This window comes from Amycolatopsis granulosa, from assembly GCF_011758745.1.
GTDB classification, from domain to species: domain Bacteria; phylum Actinomycetota; class Actinomycetes; order Mycobacteriales; family Pseudonocardiaceae; genus Amycolatopsis_E; species Amycolatopsis_E granulosa.
This window is the reverse complement of record NZ_JAANOV010000001.1, coordinates 4,552,553-4,572,316: the sequence shown is the minus strand read 5'-3', so window position 1 is coordinate 4,572,316 and position 19,764 is coordinate 4,552,553. Positions and strand designations below refer to the sequence as shown.

Here is a 19,764-nt window from a genome sequence, read left to right as displayed (position 1 = left end):
GTCACCATTCGATCCCGCGCTGGCCCTTTTGCCCGGTGTCCATCGGATGCTTCACCTTGGTCATCTCCACGACGAGGTCGGCTGCCTCGATCAGCTCCGCCGGCGCGTTGCGGCCGGTGATCACCACGTGCTGGCGGCCCGGCCGGTTCTCGAGCGCGGCAACGACCTCCGCGGTGCCGATCCAGCCCCAGTGCAGCGGGTAGGTGAACTCGTCCAGGACGTAGAAGTCGTGCCGTTCGGCTGCCAGGCGCCGTTCGATCTCCGCCCAGCCCTCCCGCGCGTTGGCGGCGTGGTCCTCGTCGGAGCCCTGTTTGCGCGACCAGCTCCAGCCCTCGCCCATCTTGTGCCACTCGACCGGCCCGCCCTGGCCGGTGCTCTCGTGCAGGGCGCCGAGCGCGCGGAACGCGTTCTCCTCGCCCACCTTCCACTTCGCCGACTTGACGAACTGGAACACGCCGATCGACCAGCCCTGGTTCCAGGCACGCAGCGCCATGCCGAACGCGGCGGTCGACTTGCCCTTCATCGCACCGGTGTGGACGGCGAGCAGCGGCCGGTTGCGGCGCTGCCGTGTGGTGAGCCCGTCGTCCGGCACCACCAGCGGTTTTCCCTGTGGCATCAGGCAGCCCTCCGTCGGACCTCGGTGGCCAGTGCGTCCGCGGCGACCTCGCCCAGTGGCACGTGCTCGCCGCCGAGGTGGGCGGCCAGTTCCGCGGCCAGCCCCAGGCGCATGCGGCCGGTTTCGCAGTCCATCACCACCGACGCCACCCCGGCCGCGGCCAGCACCTCCGCGGCGGCGTGCGCACGCGCCACGGCGTCCGCGCCGCTGGTCGCCCGGCCGTCGGTGACCACGACCAGCAGCGGACGGCGGCGCGGATCGCGGACGGCCTCGACGCGCAGCACCCGCGCGGCCTCGAGCAGCCCCTCGGCGAGCGGAGTCCGGCCGCCGGCCGGCAGCCCTTCGAGCCGCGCGGCGGCCGCCTCGACGCTGATCGTCGGCGGCAGCGCCAGCTCCGCGGCACCGGCGCGGAACGTCACCAGCCCCACCTTGTCCCGCCGCTGGTAGGCGTCCAGCAGCAGGGACAGTACTGCGGCCTTGACCTCGCGCATCCGCGCCCGCGCCCCCATCGAGCCGGATGCGTCCACACAGAACAGCACCAGGTTGCCCTCGCGGCCCTCGCGCAGCGCGAACCGGAGATCGCCGGGCCGCAGCACCAGTCCGGCCCCGTCCCGGCCGCGCGACCGCTGGTGCGGCGCCGCCGCCCGCACGGTCGCGATCAGGTGCGGCCGTCCCTGCCGGGTTCCCGGCGGCCGGACACCGATGGTGCGCCCGGCATCGGTCAGCGCGCGGGACCGCCTCCCGTGCGCGCCGGCCCCCACCCCGGCGACGCTGAACATCCTGGCCCGGTAGGGCTTCCCGGCACCGACGGACTGCTGCTGCCCCCCACCGTGTTCACCGTTCGCGGTACCGCGTTCGCCGCTCCGGTCACCGTCTTCACCGTTCCCGGCACCGTCTTCACCGTTCGCGGGCGGGGCGCCCGAGCCGGGACCGTCGTCATCCGGTGGACCCGGGTCCTCCGGCGGCTCGGTGTCCCGCAGCGCCTGCTCCAGCTGCTCCTCGTCGATGCCGGGCGCGTCGAACGGGTTGCGGCGCCGCCGGTGCGGCAGCGCCAGCCGCGCGGCGACACGGATGTCCTCGCTCGTCACCTCGGTGCGCCCGCTCCACGCCGCGTGCGCGACGGCGGTGCGTGCGGTGACGATGTCCGCGCGCATCCCGTCCACCTCGAACGCGGCACACACCTCGGCGATCCGCCGCACCGCGTCGCCGGTCAGCTCGACCGCCGGCAGCAGCTTCTGCGCCGCGGCGATCTCGGCCGCGAGCTGGGCGTCGGAGTCCGCGTAGCCGGCGGCGAAGGAATCCGGGTCGGCCTCGTAGGCCAGCCGGCGGCGGATCACCTCGGCGCGCTGCTCCGGGTCGCGGCTCGCGGCGACCTCGACGGTGAGGCCGAACCGGTCGAGCAGCTGCGGCCGCAGCTCGCCCTCCTCCGGGTTCATCGTGCCGATCAGCACGAACCGCGCCGCGTGCGACACCGACACGCCCTCGCGTTCGACGGTCGCGCGGCCCATCGCCGCGGCGTCGAGCAGCGTGTCGACGAGGTGGTCGTGCAGCAGGTTGACCTCGTCGACGTAGAGCAGGCCGCGGTGCGCGGCGGCGAGCAGCCCGGGCTGGAAGTCGGTGATGCCCTCGGTGAGGGCGCGTTCCAGGTTGAGCGAGCCGATCACGCGGTCCTCGGCCGCCCCGACCGGGAGTTCGACCAGCCGGGCCGGGCGGCGGAGCGCGCGCACCTCGTGCGGCGCGTCCGGGCAGTCCGGGTCCGGTGCCACGGGGTCGCAGGAGAAGCGGCAACCCTCGACGACGTCGACCTCGGGCAGCAGGCCGGCCAGCGCGCGCACCATGGTCGACTTCGCGGTGCCCTTCTCGCCCCGCACCAGGACGCCACCGATGGCCGGGGAAATCGCCGACAGCACCAGTCCGAGCCGGAGGTCCGGCATCCCGACGACAGCGGTGAACGGATACGGCCTCAAGCGAACTCCTTCGCCACGCGCGGGTGTCCTCGCCCGCCTGAACAGGGCACGTGCCGGGCACGTAACGGCCGCCGAAGCTCTGGCTCCCGGCCCGCGGGCCGGTCACAGTGGCGGGACCGCCCCGGATTCACACCGGGTTCCTCGCGCGACCGTCCCCCGGATCATCGCATACCGTCAGCCCCGTGAGGATCGTCGTTGTGGGTGTCCCGGCCGACGGGTGGGCCGGGCTGGCCGAGTCCGCGCGCGCGGAGATCCGGGCCGCCGAGGTGCTCTTCGGCGGGCGCCGCCAGCTCGGCCTCGTGCCGGCGGACGTCGAGAAGGTGCCCTGGCCGAGCCCGCTGCTGCCCGCGCTGGACGGTCTGTTCGCCGCCCACCGCGGGCGCCGGATCTGCGTGCTCGCCAGCGGTGACCCGCTGCTGTCCGGGATAGGGACGACGCTGGTCAGGCGGTTCGGCGCGGAGCAGGTGCGGATCGTGCCCGCGGTGTCGTCGGTGGCCCTGGCGCGGGCGCGCATGGGCTGGTCCGCGGAGGAGACCGAGGTGATCAGCGTCGTCGGGCGCAGCGTGCACCGGGTGAGCCGGGCGCTCGCGCCGGGCGCGCGGCTGGTGGTGCTCGGCTCCGGCGGCGAGACGCCCGCGCAGCTGGCTTCGGTGCTGACCGAGCGCGGCTTCGGCGAGAGCAAGCTCACGGTCCTGGAACAGCTCGGCGGTCCGGCCGAGCGGCGCGCCGACGGCCGGGCGCGGGACTGGCCGCATCCGCCGGGGGACGCGCTGAACGTCGTCGCGATCGAGTGCGCGGGACCGGCGCTGCCGACGCTGCCCGGCCTGCCGGACGACGCCTTCGAACACGACGGGCAGATCACCAAGCGGGACCTTCGGGCGTCCGCACTGGCCCGGCTGGCACCGGTGGCCGGTGAGCTGCTGTGGGACGTGGGCGCGGGCGCGGGGAGCGTCGGGATCGAGTGGTCCCGGGCGCACCCGGCCAACCGCGCGATCGCGGTGGAGCGCGACGAGTCACGCGCTGGGCGGATCCGGCGCAACGCGGACCGGCTGGGGGTGCCCGAGTTGCGGGTGGTGACCGGTGCGGCGCCCGGGGTGCTGACGGACCTGCCCACCCCGGACGCGGTGTTCGTCGGTGGCGGGCTCGCGTCGCTGGACGCCTGCCGCGAGGCGCTGCGGCCGGGCGGGCGGCTGGTCGCGCACGCGGTGACGCTCGAATCGGAGCAGGCACTGGCCCGCGCCTACCGGGAGCACGGCGGGGAGCTCGTGCGCATCGCGGTCGAGCACGCCGCGCCGCTCGGAGGATTCACCGGCTGGACGCCGGCCCGGACCGTCACGCAATGGAGTTTCGTGAAATGACCGTGTTCTTCATCGGCGCCGGCCCCGGCGCGGCGGACCTGATCACCGTGCGCGGGCGCGATCTGCTGGCGCGCTGCGGCGTCTGCCTCTACCCCGGCAGCCTGACCCCGCCCGACCTGCTCGCGCACTGCCCGGCCGAGGCCCGCCGGATCGACACGGCGGGCCTGTCGCTGGACCAGATCGCCGGCGAGCTGGTCGCGGCCGACCGGGCCGGGCACGACGTGGCGCGGCTGTGTTCCGGCGACCCGTCGATCTACAGCGCGGTCGCCGAGCAGATGCGCCGGCTGGACGCGGCCGGCGTGCGGTACGAGGTGGTGCCGGGGGTGCCCGCGTTCGCCGCGGCGGCTGCCGAGCTGGGGCGGGAGCTGACGGTGCCGGCGATCGGGCAGAGCCTGGTCATCACGCGTGTCCAGGCGCGCTCGACCGCCATGCCACCGGGCGAAACGCTGGCCACGTTCGCCGCGAGCGGCACGACGCTGGCGGTGCACCTGGCGATCAACCGCATCGAGCAGGTCGTGGCGGAGCTGCTGCCGCACTACGGCGGCGACTGCCCGGTGGCCGTGGTGCACCGCGCCAGCCAGCCCGGGCAGCGCATCCTGCGCGGCACGCTGGCGGGCATCGCGCCGGAAGTGCGCGCGGCGGGGATCGAGACGGCGGCGGTGATCTTCGTCGGCCGGGTCCTGGCGGCGAGTGGCTTCCCGGACAGCTACCTGTACTCGGCGGCGCGGGACCGCGCGGAGAAGATCAGGCCCCGCTGACCCCGACCACCGTCCCGGCGCGGTCGATCACCAGGACGTCCACCGCCACCGGCGCCGGGGCCAGCACCGAGGCGGCGAACTCCCGGGCCCGGTCGGCGACGAGGTCACCGATCGGGAAACCCTCCGCCTGGGACAGCTGCAACGCGTGCAAGGCCGTGTTCGCCGCCCGGATCCGCCCGGCCAGCGGCTCCGGCGCGAGCCCCGCCAGCAGCCCCAGGTCGACCTGCGACCGGTTCGAGTGCAGGTCCAGGTGCCCGGCCGCGAGCTTGGACATCTTCGCGAACCCGCCCGCGATCGTCAGCCGTGGCACCGGGTGCCGCTTCACGTACTTCAGCACCGCGCCGGCGAAGTCGCCCATGTCGAGCAGCGCCGTTTCGGGCAGGCCGTACCGCTGGGCCACCACCCGCTCCGAGGTGCTGCCGGTCGCGCCCGCCAGGTGCTGGTGCCCGAGCGCCCGCGCCACGTCCACACCGCGCCGGATGCTGTCGATCCACGCCGAGCACGAGTACGGCACCACCACCCCGGTGGTGCCGAGGATCGACAGCCCGCCGACGATGCCCAGCCGCGGGTTCCACGTCCGCCGTGCCAGCTCCTCGCCCCCGGGCACGGAGATCTCGACCACCACGTCCCCGGGGTCGCCGTGCGCCGCGGCGACCCGCCGCACCGCCTCGGTCATCAGCCGGCGCGGCACCGGGTTGATCGCCGGCTCCCCCACCGCCAGCGGCAGTCCCGGCAGCGTCACGGTGCCGACCCCCGCACCCGCCCGGAAACTCACCCCGCTCCCCGGCGCGCCACGGCTCACCGTCGACAGGATCAGCGCGCCGTGGGTCACGTCCGGGTCGTCGCCCGCATCCTTGATCACCCCGGCGGTGGCCGACTCCACGTCCAGCCGCTCGGTGGCCAGCGCGAACGCCGGGCGCCGCCCCTGCGGCAGCCGGACCTCGACCGGGTCCGGGAACTCACCGGTGAGCAGGGCGGTGTACGCGGCCGTGGTGGCCGCGGTCGCACACGCTCCGGTGGTCCACCCGTACCTCATCAGGAGGCAGTATGGCTGGCGTGACGCAAGTACTCGTGCTCGGCGGCACCGGTGAGGCCCGCGCGCTGGCCGCGGGGCTGGTAGCCCGCGGCGTCGCGGTCACCTCGTCGCTCGCCGGACGGGTCGCCAACCCGCGCCTGCCCGCCGGCGCGGTGCGCGTCGGCGGTTTCGGCGGCCCGGACGGTCTCGCGCGCTGGCTGGCCGAGCACGGCACCGCCGCGGTGGTGGACGCCACGCACCCGTTCGCCGAGCGCATCGGCGCGTCCGCCGTGACCGCGGCGGCACGGGCGCGGGTCCCGCTGCTGCGGCTGCAACGCCCCGGCTGGCGGCAGGGCCCTGGCGACACCTGGCACTGGGTGGACACGCTCGAGGAGGCCGCCACCCTCGTCGAGCGGCTCGGCGACCGGATCTTCCTCACCAGCGGCCGCCAGGGCCTGTCGGCCTTCGCCCGCTGCACCCGGCCGCACTTCCTGGCCCGCTGCGTCGACCCGCCGGAGCCGCCGCTGCCGCCGCGGCTGGAGGTCCTGCTCGACCGCGGCCCCTACACGGTCGAGAGTGAGACCGCGCTGTTGCGTGAGCACCGCATCGACGTGCTGGTCACCAAGGACAGCGGCGGCGCGATGACCACCGCGAAGCTGGTCGCGGCCCGGCAGGAGGGGGTACCGGTGGTGGTCGTGCGGCGCCCGCCGCGGCCGCCCGCGCCGACCGTCGCCGACGTGGCTGCCGCGCTGGACTGGGTGTCGGCGGTTCTAGGAACGTGACCAGCGTCACTTCCACGCCGAGCGTGGGTCTCACCCGGCCGTGGGAATTCGTGCTCGTGCACGGCACCCGGACGGGCACCGCGTCTCCGCGACCTCGCGGGCCTGTCCGGCGTCGGCTGGGGTGAGCTCCGGCCGCGAGGACTTCCCGCGCGACCTGATCGTTACCCCGGCCGCGGTGCACCGGGAACGGTCCGGCACACGCCCGGCCCGAAGCGAGCACGACGATGCGCCGCGATAACGTTCTCCCAATGTGGATGGCCAGCAGGACACCTACTGCCGCACCGGATGAGGTGACCGGCCCGGACCAGCCGGGCACGGCGGAGCGCACCTCACCGGCGCGGCCGCACACGTTCTTGTGGCGGCTGCTCGCCATCGTGCTCGGCCTGTTCGCCGCCGCCTGCGCGATCGCCTTCCCGTTGCTGCCGATCGTCCAGGACACGGCGAAGATCGTGTGGCCGGCCGGCAGCGACACCCGCCCGGTCAACGCCCCGCTCGTCGGCTACTGGGCGCAGGACATGCAGGTCGACCTGCCGTGCGCGACGATCAAGTCGGTCGACGCCCGCACCGCGGGTCCGGCGCTGCTGTTCTCCACCGTGCCGCAGGCCCGCGTGGGCGACGGCGTCGGCATGCAGCTGACCGTGGACGACAACGTGCTCAGCGCCACCAGCCGCGGGCAGCAGGTCGCGCGCCAGCCGCTGCCGGAAGCCGGCTGCGACGTCCGCCTGCGCTCGAGCGCGACGCACACCACGCTGACGGTGGCCGGCACCCCGGTCTACGACTCGGGCGGCGATGTGCGGCCACGGGTGCTGGGCATCTACACCGACATCTCCTCCGCGCGGGACCCGATCGCCGGCCTGTCCGTCGGCATCACGCCGGACACCCGCTACCAGTCCTCGCCGACCGGGCTGAAGGTCGGCATCGGCGTGTTCGGCGTGCTGTCGCTGATCGGCTGCCTGATCGCGGTCAACCGGCTGGACTCCGGCAGCGCGCGGCGGGCGCCGCGCTGGGCGCCGATCGGCTGGTGGAAGCTCACCAAACGGGACGTCCTGGTGTTCGGCGTGCTCGGGGCGTGGGTGTTCATCGGGCCGGTGACCGCGGACGACGGGTACATCCTGACCATGGCACGGGTCGCCGGCCAGGTCGGCTACCTCACCAACTACCACCGGTGGTTCGGCGTCGCCGAGGCCCCGTTCGGGTGGAACGACCACATCTACGAGCTGATGGCCATGGTCTCCACCGTGCCGCCATGGATCCGGTTGCCGTCGTTCCTGCTGAGTGTGCTGAGCTGGCTGCTGATCAGCCGTGAGGTGCTGCCGCGGCTGGGCAAGGAGGTCCGGATCAGCCCGGCGGCGGGCTGGGCCGCGGCCGTGGTGTTCCTGGTGTGGTGGCTGCCGTTCAACAACGGTGTCCGGCCCGAGCCGTGGGCCGCGTTCGGCTCGCTGGTCGCGCTGTGCGCGGTGGAGCGGGCGCTGGTCACGCGGCGCCTGCTGCCGCTGTGCCTGGGCCTGATCGGCGCCGCGCTCGCACTGGCGGCGACCCCGACCGCGCTGATCGCGGTGGCCCCGTTCCTGGTCGCCGCGAAACCGTTGTTCCACCTGCTGCGCAGCCGCGCCCGCGAGTCCGGCTGGCTGGCGGTGCTCGCGCCGATCGCCGCGGCCGGGTTCATCGTGCTGATCGTCGTGTTCGCCGACCAGAGCTTCGCCACGGTGATGGAGGCGACCCGGCTGCGCGGTCTGGTGGGCCCGAACAAGGCCTGGTACGAGGAGCTCGCGCGGTACGAGCTGCTGTTCGAAAACACCGCGGACGGCGCCATGACGCGCCGGTTCCCCGTGCTGCTGCTGATCCTGTGCACCGGTACCTGCCTGGTGGTGTTGCTGCGCCGCGGCCGCATCCAGGGCGCGGCGCTCGGCCCGGCGCGCCGGCTGATCGGCACGGTGGCGTTGTTCTTCCTGCTGCTCGCGCTGACCCCGACGAAGTGGACGCACCACTTCGGTGCCTTCGCCGGCGTGGGTGCGGCGATGGCGGCGCTGACCGCGCTGGCGACGAGTTCGACCGTGCTGCGGTCGCGGCGCAACCGGGCGGCGTTCACCGCGGGGCTGCTGGCGATGGCCGCGCTCGCGGCGACCGGCCCGAACGACTACTTCTTCGTGTCCAGCCTGGGCGTGCCGTGGTGGGACAGGGCGCCGGCGATCAAGGGCTGGCACCTGTCCACCGGGCTGCTGGTGGCCGCGGCGGTCGCGGCGGTCTTCGCGTTCGTCGAGAACGTGCGCATGCAGCGGCCGGGCTCACCGCCGCCGGTGCAGGAACGCCGCGGTCGCGCCCTGCGGCTCGGTGCGGCGTCGCTGGTCGTGGTGTGCGGCGCGGTCGTGGTGTTCGAGGTCGCCAGCATGGCGAAGTCGATCCAGAAGCAGCTGTCCACCGGCAGCTACACCCTCGCCGCGGCGAACGTGGACCACCTGCTCGGCAAGAGCTGCAACCTGTCCGACTACGTGATGGTCGAGCAGGACCCGGTGTCGAGCATGCTCAAACCGGTGGGCTCGCGGACCGTGCCGGCGGCGCAGCCGGAGCAGAACAACGCACTGCCCCAGCCGGAGGACTCCGGCAACGAGAAGACCTCGTCGGGTTTCCACGCCGAACGCACCGGCGACGCCGACCCGCTGAACCGGCCGCCGCACGGTTTCACCACGGCGACCGTGCCGATGTGGAGCAGCTACAACGAGAGCTCGGCCACCGGGCGGTTGCGCACGGACTGGTACGCGCTGCCGTCTGAGCACGCCGGCGCGCAGCTGGCGATCGCGGTGTCGGCGCCCTCCGGCAAGGCGACGAGTGTCGCGCTGGAGTTCGGCAAGGACACCCCGGCCGGGGTGGAGGTGGCCCGGTCGACCGCCGTGCTGGCCCCGTACTCGGGCACCGGCGCCACGAGCGGCGACCCCAGGTGGGCGGACCTGCGGGTGGACATCGGCGGGCTGCCGCCGGACCTGAACCGCGTGCGCGTGGTGGCCAAGGACGACGACATCACCACCGACGGCTGGGTCGCGGTGAGCGCGCCGCGCGAGCCCACGTACACCACGCTGACCCAGCGGGTCGGCAGCGCCCCGGTGTACATGGACTGGCCGGTGGCGTTCGTCTACCCGTGCATGAACCCGGTCCCCTCACGCGACGGCATCTCGCAGATCCCGGCGTACCGGATCACCACGGGTCTCCAGCCGGCGGAGGCCGGGGTGGCGGACAGCTACGGTGGCGGGCCGAACGGGTGGATCGAGGAGCTGGCCAACGAGCTGGAGGTGCCGAGCTACCTCAAGGGCGACACGTCCGGCCGGTCCTGGGGCAGCCTGCTGCAGATCGAGCCGTACACCGACGGGGTCGCCCCGCAGGTCGAGCACGGGACGCAGGCGTTGTGGGGCTGGCAGAGCCTCGGCCCCGGCCCGCACCAGCCGACCGGTTCCACCCCGACCCGGTGACCGGGCGGGCTACCGCCGCCACGGCGGGCGCCCGCCCGGCGGTCAGTACGACCGGGGCGTCCACACCTGCCCGTGGGTCACCCGCGTGCGCGAGGACCCGACGATCACCAGGCACCGCATGTCGACGGTGCCGGGATCGAACTCGGCCAGTGTGGTCACGGTGACCGATTCCGCGGCACCGCCGACGTCACGCGCCACCACGACCGGTGTGGACCCGGGGCGGTGCCGCAGCAGCACCTCCCGGGCTCGCGCCAGCTGCCCGGTGCGGGTCTTCGACGCCGGGTTGTACATGGCCACCACGAGGTCCGCGGCCCCGGCCGCGTCCAGCCGCCGCTCGATGACCTCCCACGGCTTGAGCCGGTCGGACAGCGACAGGACGCAGTAGTCGTGGCCCAGCGGCGCCCCGGCCCGGGCCGCCGCGGCGGAAGCGGCCGTCACGCCGGGAAGGACCCGCACCGGCACCGGTTCGGCCAGCTCGGCCGCCTGTTCCAGCACCGCCGAGGCCATCGCGAACACACCGGGATCACCGGAGGACACCACCGCCACGCGGGCTCCGGCGGCGGCCAGCTCCAGTGCGTGCCGCGCCCGGTCCGCCTCGACCCGGTTGCCCGACGCGTGCCGCACCTGCCCGGCCCGCTGCGGCACCTTCGCCACGTACGGGCCGTACCCGACGATGTGCTCGGCCGCGGCCAGCGCCTCCGACGCCTCGGGGGTCAGCCACTCCGGCCCGGCCGGCCCCAGCCCGACGACCACCACCTCGCCGCCCCCCGCGGCGGCCGACGGGGTCCCGGCCGCCGGAACCGTGCGGGACGCGGCGGCCGGGCTCGGGACCAGCGCCAGCGAGAAGTAGGGCACCGACGACGGGTCGACGTCGGCGAACGGTTCGACCCGCTGGCCGGCCCAGGTGGCCCGCTCGACGTAGTACGCCTCGTCCAGCCGTCCCGACTCGGCCAGCGCCTCGCGCACGGAGCCGAACGTACGGCCCAGCTTCATCACCGCCGCGGCCTGCGTGTCCGCCAGCCGCCGCGCCAGTTCCGGCGCGGGCAGCGTGCCGGGCAGCACCGTCAGCACCTCGTCCCGCTGCACCAGGGGTTTGCCGAGCACCGCCGACGCGGCCGAAACCGAGGTCACGCCGGGCACCGCCTCGGCCTCGTACCGGTCGGCGAGCCGTTCGTGCATGTACATGTAGGAGCCGAAGAAGAACGGGTCGCCCTCGCACAGCAGCACCACGTCCCGCCCGGCGTCCAGGTGCTCGGCGAGCCGTTTCGCGCTGAGCTCGTAGAACTCGGCGATGGCGCCCTCGTACCCGCCCGGGTGGTCGGTGCCCTCGGTGGTGACCGGGTACATCAGGCGTTCCTCGATCTGCCCTTCGCGCAGGTACGGTTCGGCCACCGACCGCGCGATGCTGCGGCCGTGCCGCGCACAGTGGTAGGCGATCACGCCGGCCTCGCCGATCAGCCGCGCCGCCTTGACCGTCACCAGCTCCGGGTCACCCGGGCCGAGCCCGACACCCCACAGCTTGCCCGTGTTCATTCGGCCTCGCTCGCGAGAGCGTTGACCGCCGACACGGCCAGCGCGCTGCCGCCGCGCCGCCCGCGCACCACCAGGTACGGCGCGGGTGCCCGCTTGACCAGCTCGTCCTTGGACTCGGCGGCGCCGACGAACCCGACCGGCACCCCGATGATCGCGGCCGGCACCCCGGCGCCCTCGTCGAGCATCTCCAGCAGCCGGAACAACGCGGTCGGCGCGTTGCCGATCGCCACCACCGAGCCGGCCAGCTCGTCCCGCCACAGCTCCAGCGCCGCCGCGGAGCGGGTCGTGCCCATCCGCTCGGCCAGCGCGGGCACCCGCTCGTCCGACAGCGTGCACACGATCTCGTTGGCCGCGGGCAGGCGGCGGCGGGTCACGCCGCTGGCGATCATCTGGGCGTCGCAGAACACCGGCGCGCCGTCGCGCAGCGCGGCCCGGGCCGACTCGACGACGTCGAGCGAGTAGGCGAGGTCGTCGACGAGGTCGACCATGCCGCACGAGTGGATCATGCGGACCGCGACCGGCTCCAGGTCCTCCGGCAGGATCGCGAGGTCGGCCTCCTCGCGGATCGTGGCGAACGAGTGGCGGTAGATCTCCGCCCCGTCGCGGATGTAGTCGATCACGCTGTTCCCTTCCGGTATCCCTCGCTGCCCGCGAGCATGTCCACGTGCGGCTCGTGCGGCCGGCCGCAGCGCCGTTCGCATCCGCTGAAGTGCATCCGCACCCCGGCGGCGACGCGGGGCATCAGCGCCCGCGCGTCCGCCCGCACGTCGGCGCGGGACTTGGCGCAGCCGGGCCGTCCGATGCACGCGCTGATCCCCAGTCCCGGCGCGGCCGGATCGGTCACCAGCCCGGGCGCGTCCGTGCCGAGCGGCACGACGACCGATCGCCACGGCGTCACCACGATCTCCCCCAGCGCGCGCAGGTCCGCGGCCGCGAGCTGCCCCAGCACGGGCGCGCCGCACACACCGGTGCGCCCGTCGGCGCGGGTGAACACGCCGATCGGCACGCCCGGGGACGACGGCAGCCGCTCACCCGCGGGCAGGTCGAGCTCCCGCACCCGCCACGCGCTGCCGCGGACCCGCAGGAACCACGCCGCCTTCCGCAGGAGCGCGCCGACCGCCCCGGCGAGCGGCACCCGTTCCCCGGTGTCGCGGCCGGCGAGCAGCACCGCACCGGACGACGAGTCCAGCGCCCGCCAGCACACGTCGGCGTCCTCGCCGGACACGTCACCGCGGCCGTCGTCGAGGGCGAACAGGAACCGGCCCGGCAACGCGGCCAGCCCGGGCCGCGCGCACACCGCCCGGTCCAGTTCGAGCACGGTCTCGCGCACGTCGACCAGCCCGCCGGTCAGTCCGCTCAGCGGGGAGGCCAGGTAGTTGCGCACCCGCTCGTGCGCGGGCGCGGGCAGCAGGCCGGCCGCGCTCAGCCGCGCGGCCAGCTCGCCGGTGTCCCTGGACAGGCCGCGCAGCTGGATGTTGCCGCGTGAGGTCAGGTGCACGCTGCCGTCGCCGAGGTCTTCCGCGCAGGCGGCCAGCGCCTCGGCCTGGTGCGCGCTGACGCGTCCGCCGGGCAGCCGGATCCGGGCGAGCGCGCCGTCGGCGGCGTCGTGGGTGGCGAAGACACCCGGGCACGCATCGGGGCGGACGCGTGCGGGAGGGGCCATGCGCTCACTGTAAACGGCGGGCCGGGCCCGAAGTATTACCTGGCTCATACCGGATGCGGGGGTGCTGCTCGGAGTGATCTTCTCCACGCGGCCCGCGCCCAGGGCGGGATGGCCGGGCTGCTTGACTCCGGGGCGCCTCACCGGACAGGGTTGGGTGACCTAGGAGGGAACCGCGTGATCCTGCTGCTGTCCACTTCGGACACGGACCTGCTCAGCGCCCGGACCAGCGAGGCCGGTTACACGCTGGCCAACCCGGCCCGGCTGGACCTGGCCGCGCTGCCCGCGCTGCTGGCGGCCGCCGAGATCGTCGTGGTCCGCATCCTGGGATCGGCCCGGACCTGGCAGGAGGGCCTGGACGTCGTCCGCGCCAGCGGCAAGCACGTGGTGGTGCTGGGCGGTGAGCAGACGCCGGACGCCGAGCTGATGGCGTTGTCCACGGTGCCGGCGGGCATCGCCACCGAGGCCCACGCGTACCTCGCGCAGGGCGGGCCGGCCAACCTCACCCAGCTGCACCGGTTCCTCTCCGACACGCTGCTGCTCACCGGCGACGGTTTCGAACCGCCGGCCGAGCAGCCGGCCTGGGGTGTGCTGCGCCGCACCCCGCGCCGCGTGGTGGACTCCGGTGCTCCGGTCGTCGCGATCCTCTACTACCGCGCGCACCACCTGTCCGGGAACACCCGGTTCGTCGAGGCGCTGGCCGAGGCGGTCGAGGACGCGGGCGGCCAGGCCCTGCCGGTCTACTGCGCGTCGCTGCGCACCCGCGAGCCGGCGATGATGGCCGAGCTGCGCAAGGCGGACGCGCTGCTGGTGACCGTGCTCGCCGCCGGCGGCACCCGGCCGGCGGAGGCCGGGGCGGGTGGTGACGACGAGGCGTGGGACGTCGCCGAGCTCGCCGCCCTGGACGTGCCGACCCTGCAGGCGCTGTGCCTGACCAGCGACCGCGCGACCTGGGCGGACAACGACGACGGCCTGTCCCCGCTGGACGCCGGCAACCAGATGGCGGTGCCGGAGTTCGACGGCCGCCTGATCACGGTGCCGTTCTCGTTCAAGGAGATCGACGACGACGGCCTGCCGCACTACGTGCCGGACCCGGAACGCGCCGCGCGCGTCGCCGGGATCGCCCTGGCGCACGCCCGCCTGCGCCACACCCCGCCGCCGGAGCGCCGGATCGTGCTGATGCTCTCGGCGTACCCGACGAAGCACTCCCGCGTCGGCAACGCGGTGGGCCTGGACACCCCGGCCTCCGCGGTCGAGCTGCTGCGCCGGATGCGTGCGCAGGGCTACGACCTGGGCGACGAGCCGTTCCCCGGCGTCGAGCCGGCCGGGACCGGCCGGCCGGACGGTGACGCGCTGATCCACGCCCTGATCGCCGCGGGCGGTCAGGACCCGGAGTGGCTGACGGAGGAGCAGCTGTCCGGCAACCCGGTCCGGGTGCCCGCCGCGCGGTATCGCGAGTGGTTCGCCGCGCTGCCCGCGGATCTCCGGGCGGACATCGAGGAGCACTGGGGCCCGCCGCCGGGCGACCTCTACGTCGACCGGTCGTCCAATCCGGACGGTGACATCGTGCTGGCGTCGCTGCGCGCCGGCAACGTCGTGCTGATGATCCAGCCGCCGCGCGGGTTCGGCGAGAACCCGGTGGCGATCTACCACAACCCGGACCTGCCGCCGAGCCACCACTACCTCGCCTGCTACCGCTGGATCGAGGAGGAGTTCGGCGCGCACGCGGTCGTCCACCTGGGCAAGCACGGGTCGCTGGAATGGCTGCCGGGCAAGAACGCGGGCCTGTCGGCCTCCTGCGGGCCGGACGCGGTGCTGGGCAACCTGCCGCTGATCTACCCGTTCCTGATCAACGATCCGGGCGAGGGCGCGCAGGCCAAGCGGCGCGCGCACGTCACGATCGTCGACCACCTGATCCCGCCGATGGCCCGCGCGGAGAGCTACGGCGACCTGGCGCGGCTGGAACAGCTGCTCGACGAGCACGCGAACATCGCGGCGATGGACCCGGCGAAACTGCCCGCGATCCGCGCGCAGATCTGGACGCTCATCCAGGCCGCGAAGCTCGACCACGACCTGGGTGTGGCGGAGCGCCCGCACGACGCCGAGTTCGACGACTTCCTGCTGCACATCGACGGCTGGCTGTGCGAGGTGAAGGACGCCCAGATCCGCGACGGGCTGCACGTCCTGGGCGCCGCGCCGGCCGGCGAGGCCCGGGTGAACCTGGTGCTGGCGATGCTGCGGGCACAGCAGATGTGGGGCGGCCAGGCGGGTGCGGTGCCCGGGTTGCGGTCCGCGCTGGGCCTGCGCGAGGGCGCACCGAAGTCCGAAGTGGACTCGGTCGAGGCCACCGCCCGCGCGCTGGTGGAGGCGATGGAGAAGCGCGACTGGTCGCCCGCCGCGGTCGCCGAGGTGGCTCCCGGCCCGGAGGTGGCGCGGGTGCTGGCCTTCGCGGCCACCGAGATCGTGCCGCGGCTGGCTGGCACGTCCGCGGAGATCGACGCCGTGCTGCACGCGCTGGACGGCGGCTACATCGCGGCCGGGCCGAGCGGCTCCCCGCTGCGCGGGCTGGTCAACGTGCTGCCGACCGGCCGCAACTTCTACACCGTCGACCCCAAGGCGATCCCGAGCCGGCTGGCCTGGGAGACCGGGCAGGCGCTGGCTGAGTCGTTGCTGCGCCGCTACCGCGAGGACACCGGCGAGTGGCCGAAATCGGTGGGCCTGTCGGTGTGGGGCACCTCGGCGATGCGCACGTCGGGTGACGACGCGGCGGAGGTCCTGGCGCTGCTGGGTGTGCAGCCGGTGTGGGACGACGCGTCCCGGCGGGTGACCGGGCTGGAGCCGGTCCCGCTCGCCGAGCTGGGCCGGCCGCGCATCGACGTGACCGTGCGGATCAGCGGCTTCTTCCGGGACGCGTTCCCGCACGTGGTGGACCTGCTCGACGACGCGGTGCGGCTGGTCGCGTCGCTGGACGAACCGGCCGCGGACAACTTCGTGCGCGCGCACGTGCAGGCCGACCTGGCCGCGCACGGCAACGAGCGGCGGGCCACCACCCGGATCTTCGGGTCGAAGCCGGGCGCCTACGGTGCCGGCATCCTGCCGCTGCTCGACTCGGGCAACTGGCGCGACGACGCCGACCTGGCCGAGGTCTACGCGACCTGGGGCGGCTACGCCTACGGCCGCGGCCTGGACGGGGCCGAGGCACGGCCGGACATGGAGAGCGCGTACCGGCGCATCGAGGTCGCGGCGAAGAACACCGACACGCGTGAGCACGACATCGCCGACTCCGACGACTACTTCCAGTACCACGGCGGCATGATCGCGTTCACCCGCGCGCTGACCGGGCGGGCACCGGCGTCCTACGTGGGCGACTCGACGAGCCCGGACTCGGTGCGCACGCGGTCGCTGTCGGAGGAGACGGCCCGCGTGTTCCGGGCGCGGGTGGTCAACCCGCGGTGGATCGCGGCGATGCGCAGGCACGGCTACAAGGGCGCGTTCGAGCTGGCGGCCACTGTGGACTACCTGTTCGGCTTCGACGCCACCGCCGGGGTCGTGCCGGACTGGATGTACGAGAAGTTGTCCCGGTCCTACGTCCTCGACGAGCAGAACCAGGAGTTCCTCGCGCAAGCCAACCCGTGGGCGCTGCGTGGCATCATCGAGCGGCTGACCGAGGCCGCCGACCGCGGCCTGTGGGCGGAGCCGGACCCGGAGCTGCTGGGGCGGTTGCGCGAGGTGTACCTGCGGACCGAGGGTGAACTGGAGGGCGAATGACCGGGGTGGACCTGAACGCGGATCTCGGCGAGGGTTTCGGGGTGTGGCGCCTCACCGAGGACGACGCGCTGCTGGAGATCGTCACCAGCGCCAACGTGGCCTGCGGGTTCCACGCGGGTGACCCGGGTGTGCTGCGGCGGGTGACGGCGGCCGCCGCCGGACGGGGCGTGGCCGTGGGCGCGCAGGTGGGCTACCGGGACCTGGCCGGCTTCGGGCGGCGGTTCCTGGACATCGCGCCGGCGGAGCTGACCGACGACGTGCTGTACCAGATCGGGGCGCTGCACGCGTTCGCCCGGGTGGCGGGCACGCGGGTGGCCTACGTGAAGCCGCACGGCGCCCTGTACAACGCCATCGTGCACCACGCGGAGCAGGCCGCGGCGGTGGTCGAGGCGGTGCGCCAGTTCGACCCGGCGCTGCCGGTGCTGGGCCTGCCCGGCTCGGAGTGGCTGCGCCAGGCGGAGGCGGCCGGGCTGCGACCGGTGCGGGAGGCCTTCGCCGACCGGGCCTACACCCCGGCGGGCACGCTGGTCTCACGGCGCGAGCCCGGGGCGGTGATCCACGACGCGGACGAGGTGGTGCGGCGCTGCGTGCGGATGGCCACCGAGGGTGTGGTGACGGCGATCGACGGCAGCGAGGTGAAGGTGCGGCCGGAGTCGATCTGCCTGCACGGTGACACCCCGGGCGCCGTGGCCATCGGGCGGCGCGTGCGCGCGGCGCTGGTGGAGGCTGGGGTGGAGGTCCGCGCCTTCACCGGCTGACCCCCTCGCGAGCCGGGGTCCGGCGGCTCACCAGGCCAGCGGCAGGTGCGTGATCCCGTTGATGAAGTTCGACGTCAGCCGCCGCACCTCGCCGTCCAGCCGCACCTCGGGCAGCATCGTCAGGAACTCGCGGAAGAACACGCGCATCTGCAACCGGCCGAAGTGCGCGCCCAGGCACAGGTGCGGCCCTTGCCCGAAGGCCAGGTGATCGTTCGGGGAGCGGGTCACGTCGAAGCGGTACGGGTCGGGGAACTGGCGGTCGTCGTAGTGGGCGGAGGCGAAGTACACGACGACCTTGTCCCCGGCCGCGATCCGATGCCCGCCGAGCTCCGTGTCCCGCGCGGCGGTGCGGCGGAACGTCAGCACCGGCGGGTGCCACCGCAGCATCTCCTCCACCGCCGACGGCACCAGCGACGGGTCCGCCCGCAGCCGCCGGTACTCGGCCGGGTGCTGCACCAGCGCCAGCACCCCACCCGGCAGGGCGCTGCGCACGGTGTCGTTCCCGGCGATCACCATGAGGAAGAAGAACATCCGCAGCTCGGCGTCGTCCAGCGATCGTCCGTCCACTGTGGCCTGGACGAGCGCGGTCATCAGGTCGTCGGCCGGGTCGCGCCGTTTGGCCTCCGCCAGTTCCTGCGCGTAGCCGAACATGTCGGCCAGCATCGCCGGTGACCGCGGGTTGACCGGTTTGCCGTCCGGGCCGCGCACGATCTCGGCGTGTTCCGGGTCCTGGTAGCCGATGACGCGGTTGGTCCACTTCAGAAGCAGCCCGCGGTCGCGCGCCGGGACCCCGATCAGGTCGGCGAGGTTGAGCAGCGGGAAGTCGTCGGTCACCTCGGCCGGCAGGTCGCAGTGCCCGCGTGGCACGACGGCCCCGATCAGGGCGCGGGCCCGGTCGGCGATCTGGTCGGCGGACCGTTCCAGCCGGCGGCGCGTGAAGACCGCGGACACGATGCGGCGCAGGCGGTTGTGCTCCGGCGGGTCCATGTTGAGGATCATCCGCCGGATGAACGCGAGGTCGTCCGGCTCGGGGTCGCGGATCTGCGTCGCGCCGAGCCACGACGAGAACGTCTCCGGGGTGCGCAGCACGTGCTTGACGTCGGCGTAGCGGGTCACCGCCCAGTAGCCCGGCCCGGACGGCCAGCCGAGCACCTCGTGCTCGTCCTGCCAGGCGACCGGCTCGGTGTCCCGCAGCCGGCGCAGCTCGTCGTGCGGCACCCCGCGGGTGAACACCCGCGGGTCGAACACGTCCACTTCGGACATCAGTGCTCGTCCAGGAAGACTTCGATCGTGTTGGCCAGCGTCACCGGGATCTCGTCCGCGGCGTAGTGCCCGGCGTCGGGCAGCACCTCGATCTCGAAGTTCGGGTACCACTGCCCGAAGGTCGCGAGCATGAGCTCCTCGTTCAGCGCGGGGTCGTGCTCGCCGATGACGACCTTGACCGGCACCGGGTTGCCGGCGACCCGGTCGGCGAAGTCCGCCTTCGCCCAGGACGGCAGGTACTCGCCGAACGCGGTCTTGTCGGAGTTGTCCAGGGAGTGCTGGACCATGCCGTCGAGCCACGCGCCGGGGTGGCGGCCGCCGGTGGTGAAGTCGATGATCGCGCGGCGGCTGGACGGGTCCTCGGCGGCGCTGCTGAACAGGCCCCAGGTGGCCTCGTCCATGGGCACCCCGGTCGCGGGGACCGGCGAGATGCCGAACAGCGAGCGGACCCGGCCGGGCGCCTCGGCGAGGACGTACTGCATGACGCAGCCGCCCATCGAGTGGCCGATGAGGGAGAACCGGTCGGCGCCCAGCTCGTCGGCGAGCCGCAGCACGTCGCCGGCGGCCTCGGCGATCGTGTGCGCCCCGGCTTCGTCCTTGCGCGTGCCGTAGCCGCGGTAGTCGGGGAAGACGTAGCTGAACCGCTCGGTGTCCAGGTGCGGGGTGAGTTCCCCCCACGCCCCCGACGACCCGAACCAGCCGTGCAGCACGAACACCACGTGACCACCGGTGCCGACCCGCTCCATGTGTGCACCCTCCAAGTCCTCGCTGACTCCTTGCAGTCGCGAGCTTGGCACAGACGCGCCGCCTTGGCACGCCGCCGTC

At 74.1% G+C, this 19,764-nt stretch carries 14 protein-coding genes and 1 riboswitch; of the genes, 6 read left to right on the top strand and 8 right to left on the bottom strand.

Annotation, left to right across the window (positions count from 1 at the left end; genetic code table 11):
- Position 1: 1 nt before the first annotated feature.
- Together cobO and FHX45_RS22440 are read right to left on the bottom strand one after the other, a co-directional pair.
- Positions 2–616 carry a cob(I)yrinic acid a,c-diamide adenosyltransferase gene (cobO, locus tag FHX45_RS22445; protein ID WP_167105420.1) on the bottom strand — a complete coding sequence of 205 codons (615 nt, stop codon included), beginning with the start codon at positions 614–616 and terminating at the stop codon, positions 2–4.
- Positions 616–2,583: a putative cobaltochelatase gene (locus tag FHX45_RS22440; protein ID WP_167105417.1), complete on the bottom strand. Its 1,968-nt coding sequence runs from the start codon at positions 2,581–2,583 to the stop codon at positions 616–618. The genes cobO and FHX45_RS22440 overlap by 1 nt, the downstream gene beginning before the upstream one ends.
- Before the next feature lie 81 nt (positions 2,584–2,664).
- A riboswitch (cobalamin riboswitch) is annotated at positions 2,665–2,724 on the bottom strand.
- A 41-nt stretch (positions 2,725–2,765) separates the two neighbouring features.
- Here FHX45_RS22440 and cbiE point away from each other — a divergent pair.
- Positions 2,766–3,941 (top strand): precorrin-6y C5,15-methyltransferase (decarboxylating) subunit CbiE, encoded by a 1,176-nt coding sequence (gene cbiE, locus FHX45_RS22435; RefSeq protein WP_341771572.1) that lies wholly within the window; start codon positions 2,766–2,768, stop codon positions 3,939–3,941.
- On the top strand, positions 3,938–4,699 hold the full coding sequence (cobM, locus tag FHX45_RS22430) for a precorrin-4 C(11)-methyltransferase (protein ID WP_167109330.1): 762 nt from the start codon (positions 3,938–3,940) through the stop codon (positions 4,697–4,699). Before cbiE ends, cobM begins: the two co-directional genes overlap by 4 nt.
- Here cobM and FHX45_RS22425 read toward each other — a convergent pair.
- The gene (locus tag FHX45_RS22425; protein ID WP_167105414.1) at positions 4,686–5,735 is read right to left on the bottom strand and encodes a cobalt-precorrin-5B (C(1))-methyltransferase; all 1,050 of its coding nucleotides are present in this window, start codon (positions 5,733–5,735) and stop codon (positions 4,686–4,688) included. The two genes, cobM and FHX45_RS22425, sit on opposite strands and share 14 nt — an antisense overlap.
- 11 nt (positions 5,736–5,746) lie before the next feature.
- On the opposite strand from FHX45_RS22425, the gene FHX45_RS22420 reads away from it, so the two are divergent.
- Positions 5,747–6,496: a cobalt-precorrin-6A reductase gene (locus tag FHX45_RS22420; RefSeq protein WP_208406049.1), complete on the top strand. Its 750-nt coding sequence runs from the start codon at positions 5,747–5,749 to the stop codon at positions 6,494–6,496.
- Positions 6,497–6,750: 254 nt separating this feature from the next.
- Complete coding sequence (locus FHX45_RS22415; protein ID WP_208407433.1) at positions 6,751–9,957, top strand: arabinosyltransferase domain-containing protein; 3,207 nt, start codon at positions 6,751–6,753, stop codon at positions 9,955–9,957.
- Positions 9,958–9,999: 42 nt separating this feature from the next.
- Here FHX45_RS22415 and FHX45_RS22410 read toward each other — a convergent pair whose 3' ends face one another.
- The 3 genes from FHX45_RS22410 to FHX45_RS22400 are packed head-to-tail and all read right to left on the bottom strand — an operon-like array spanning position 10,000 to position 13,153.
- Positions 10,000–11,490, bottom strand: coding sequence for a precorrin-2 C(20)-methyltransferase (locus tag FHX45_RS22410; protein WP_167105411.1), 1,491 nt, complete (start codon positions 11,488–11,490; stop codon positions 10,000–10,002).
- A complete protein-coding gene (locus FHX45_RS22405) occupies positions 11,487–12,110 on the bottom strand; it encodes a precorrin-8X methylmutase (protein WP_167105408.1) in 624 nt (207 codons plus the stop codon). The genes FHX45_RS22410 and FHX45_RS22405 overlap by 4 nt, the downstream gene beginning before the upstream one ends.
- A complete protein-coding gene (locus FHX45_RS22400) occupies positions 12,107–13,153 on the bottom strand; it encodes a nitrite/sulfite reductase (protein WP_167105405.1) in 1,047 nt (348 codons plus the stop codon). The genes FHX45_RS22405 and FHX45_RS22400 overlap by 4 nt, the downstream gene beginning before the upstream one ends.
- Positions 13,154–13,327: 174 nt before the next feature.
- On the opposite strand from FHX45_RS22400, the gene cobN reads away from it, so the two are divergent.
- Together cobN and FHX45_RS22390 are read left to right on the top strand one after the other, a co-directional pair.
- Positions 13,328–16,918, top strand: a complete 3,591-nt coding sequence (gene cobN, locus FHX45_RS22395; RefSeq protein WP_167105402.1) for a cobaltochelatase subunit CobN — start codon at positions 13,328–13,330, stop codon at positions 16,916–16,918.
- On the top strand, positions 16,915–17,676 hold the full coding sequence (locus FHX45_RS22390) for a LamB/YcsF family protein (RefSeq protein WP_167105399.1): 762 nt from the start codon (positions 16,915–16,917) through the stop codon (positions 17,674–17,676). Before cobN ends, FHX45_RS22390 begins: the two co-directional genes overlap by 4 nt.
- Before the next feature lie 27 nt (positions 17,677–17,703).
- Here FHX45_RS22390 and FHX45_RS22385 read toward each other — a convergent pair whose 3' ends face one another.
- Complete coding sequence (locus FHX45_RS22385) at positions 17,704–18,939, bottom strand: cytochrome P450 (protein ID WP_167105396.1); 1,236 nt, start codon at positions 18,937–18,939, stop codon at positions 17,704–17,706.
- Positions 18,939–19,685, bottom strand: a complete 747-nt coding sequence (locus FHX45_RS22380) for an alpha/beta fold hydrolase (protein WP_167105393.1) — start codon at positions 19,683–19,685, stop codon at positions 18,939–18,941. Before FHX45_RS22380 ends, FHX45_RS22385 begins: the two co-directional genes overlap by 1 nt.
- Positions 19,686–19,764 lie beyond the last annotated feature (79 nt).

What these genes read in the sequence shown, in the direction of transcription:
- cobO (WP_167105420.1), bottom strand. Translation starts at nt 616, where the DNA reads ATGCCACAGGGAAAACCGCTGGTGGTGCCGGACGACGGGCTCACCACA.
- cobM (WP_167109330.1), top strand. Translation starts at nt 3,938, where the DNA reads ATGACCGTGTTCTTCATCGGCGCCGGCCCCGGCGCGGCGGACCTGATC.
- FHX45_RS22425 (WP_167105414.1), bottom strand. Translation starts at nt 5,735, where the DNA reads ATGAGGTACGGGTGGACCACCGGAGCGTGTGCGACCGCGGCCACCACG.
- FHX45_RS22420 (WP_208406049.1), top strand. Translation starts at nt 5,747, where the DNA reads ATGGCTGGCGTGACGCAAGTACTCGTGCTCGGCGGCACCGGTGAGGCC.
- FHX45_RS22415 (WP_208407433.1), top strand. Translation starts at nt 6,751, where the DNA reads ATGGCCAGCAGGACACCTACTGCCGCACCGGATGAGGTGACCGGCCCG.
- FHX45_RS22410 (WP_167105411.1), bottom strand. Translation starts at nt 11,490, where the DNA reads ATGAACACGGGCAAGCTGTGGGGTGTCGGGCTCGGCCCGGGTGACCCG.
- FHX45_RS22400 (WP_167105405.1), bottom strand. Translation starts at nt 13,153, where the DNA reads ATGGCCCCTCCCGCACGCGTCCGCCCCGATGCGTGCCCGGGTGTCTTC.
- FHX45_RS22390 (WP_167105399.1), top strand. Translation starts at nt 16,915, where the DNA reads ATGACCGGGGTGGACCTGAACGCGGATCTCGGCGAGGGTTTCGGGGTG.
- FHX45_RS22385 (WP_167105396.1), bottom strand. Translation starts at nt 18,939, where the DNA reads ATGTCCGAAGTGGACGTGTTCGACCCGCGGGTGTTCACCCGCGGGGTG.
- FHX45_RS22380 (WP_167105393.1), bottom strand. Translation starts at nt 19,685, where the DNA reads ATGGAGCGGGTCGGCACCGGTGGTCACGTGGTGTTCGTGCTGCACGGC.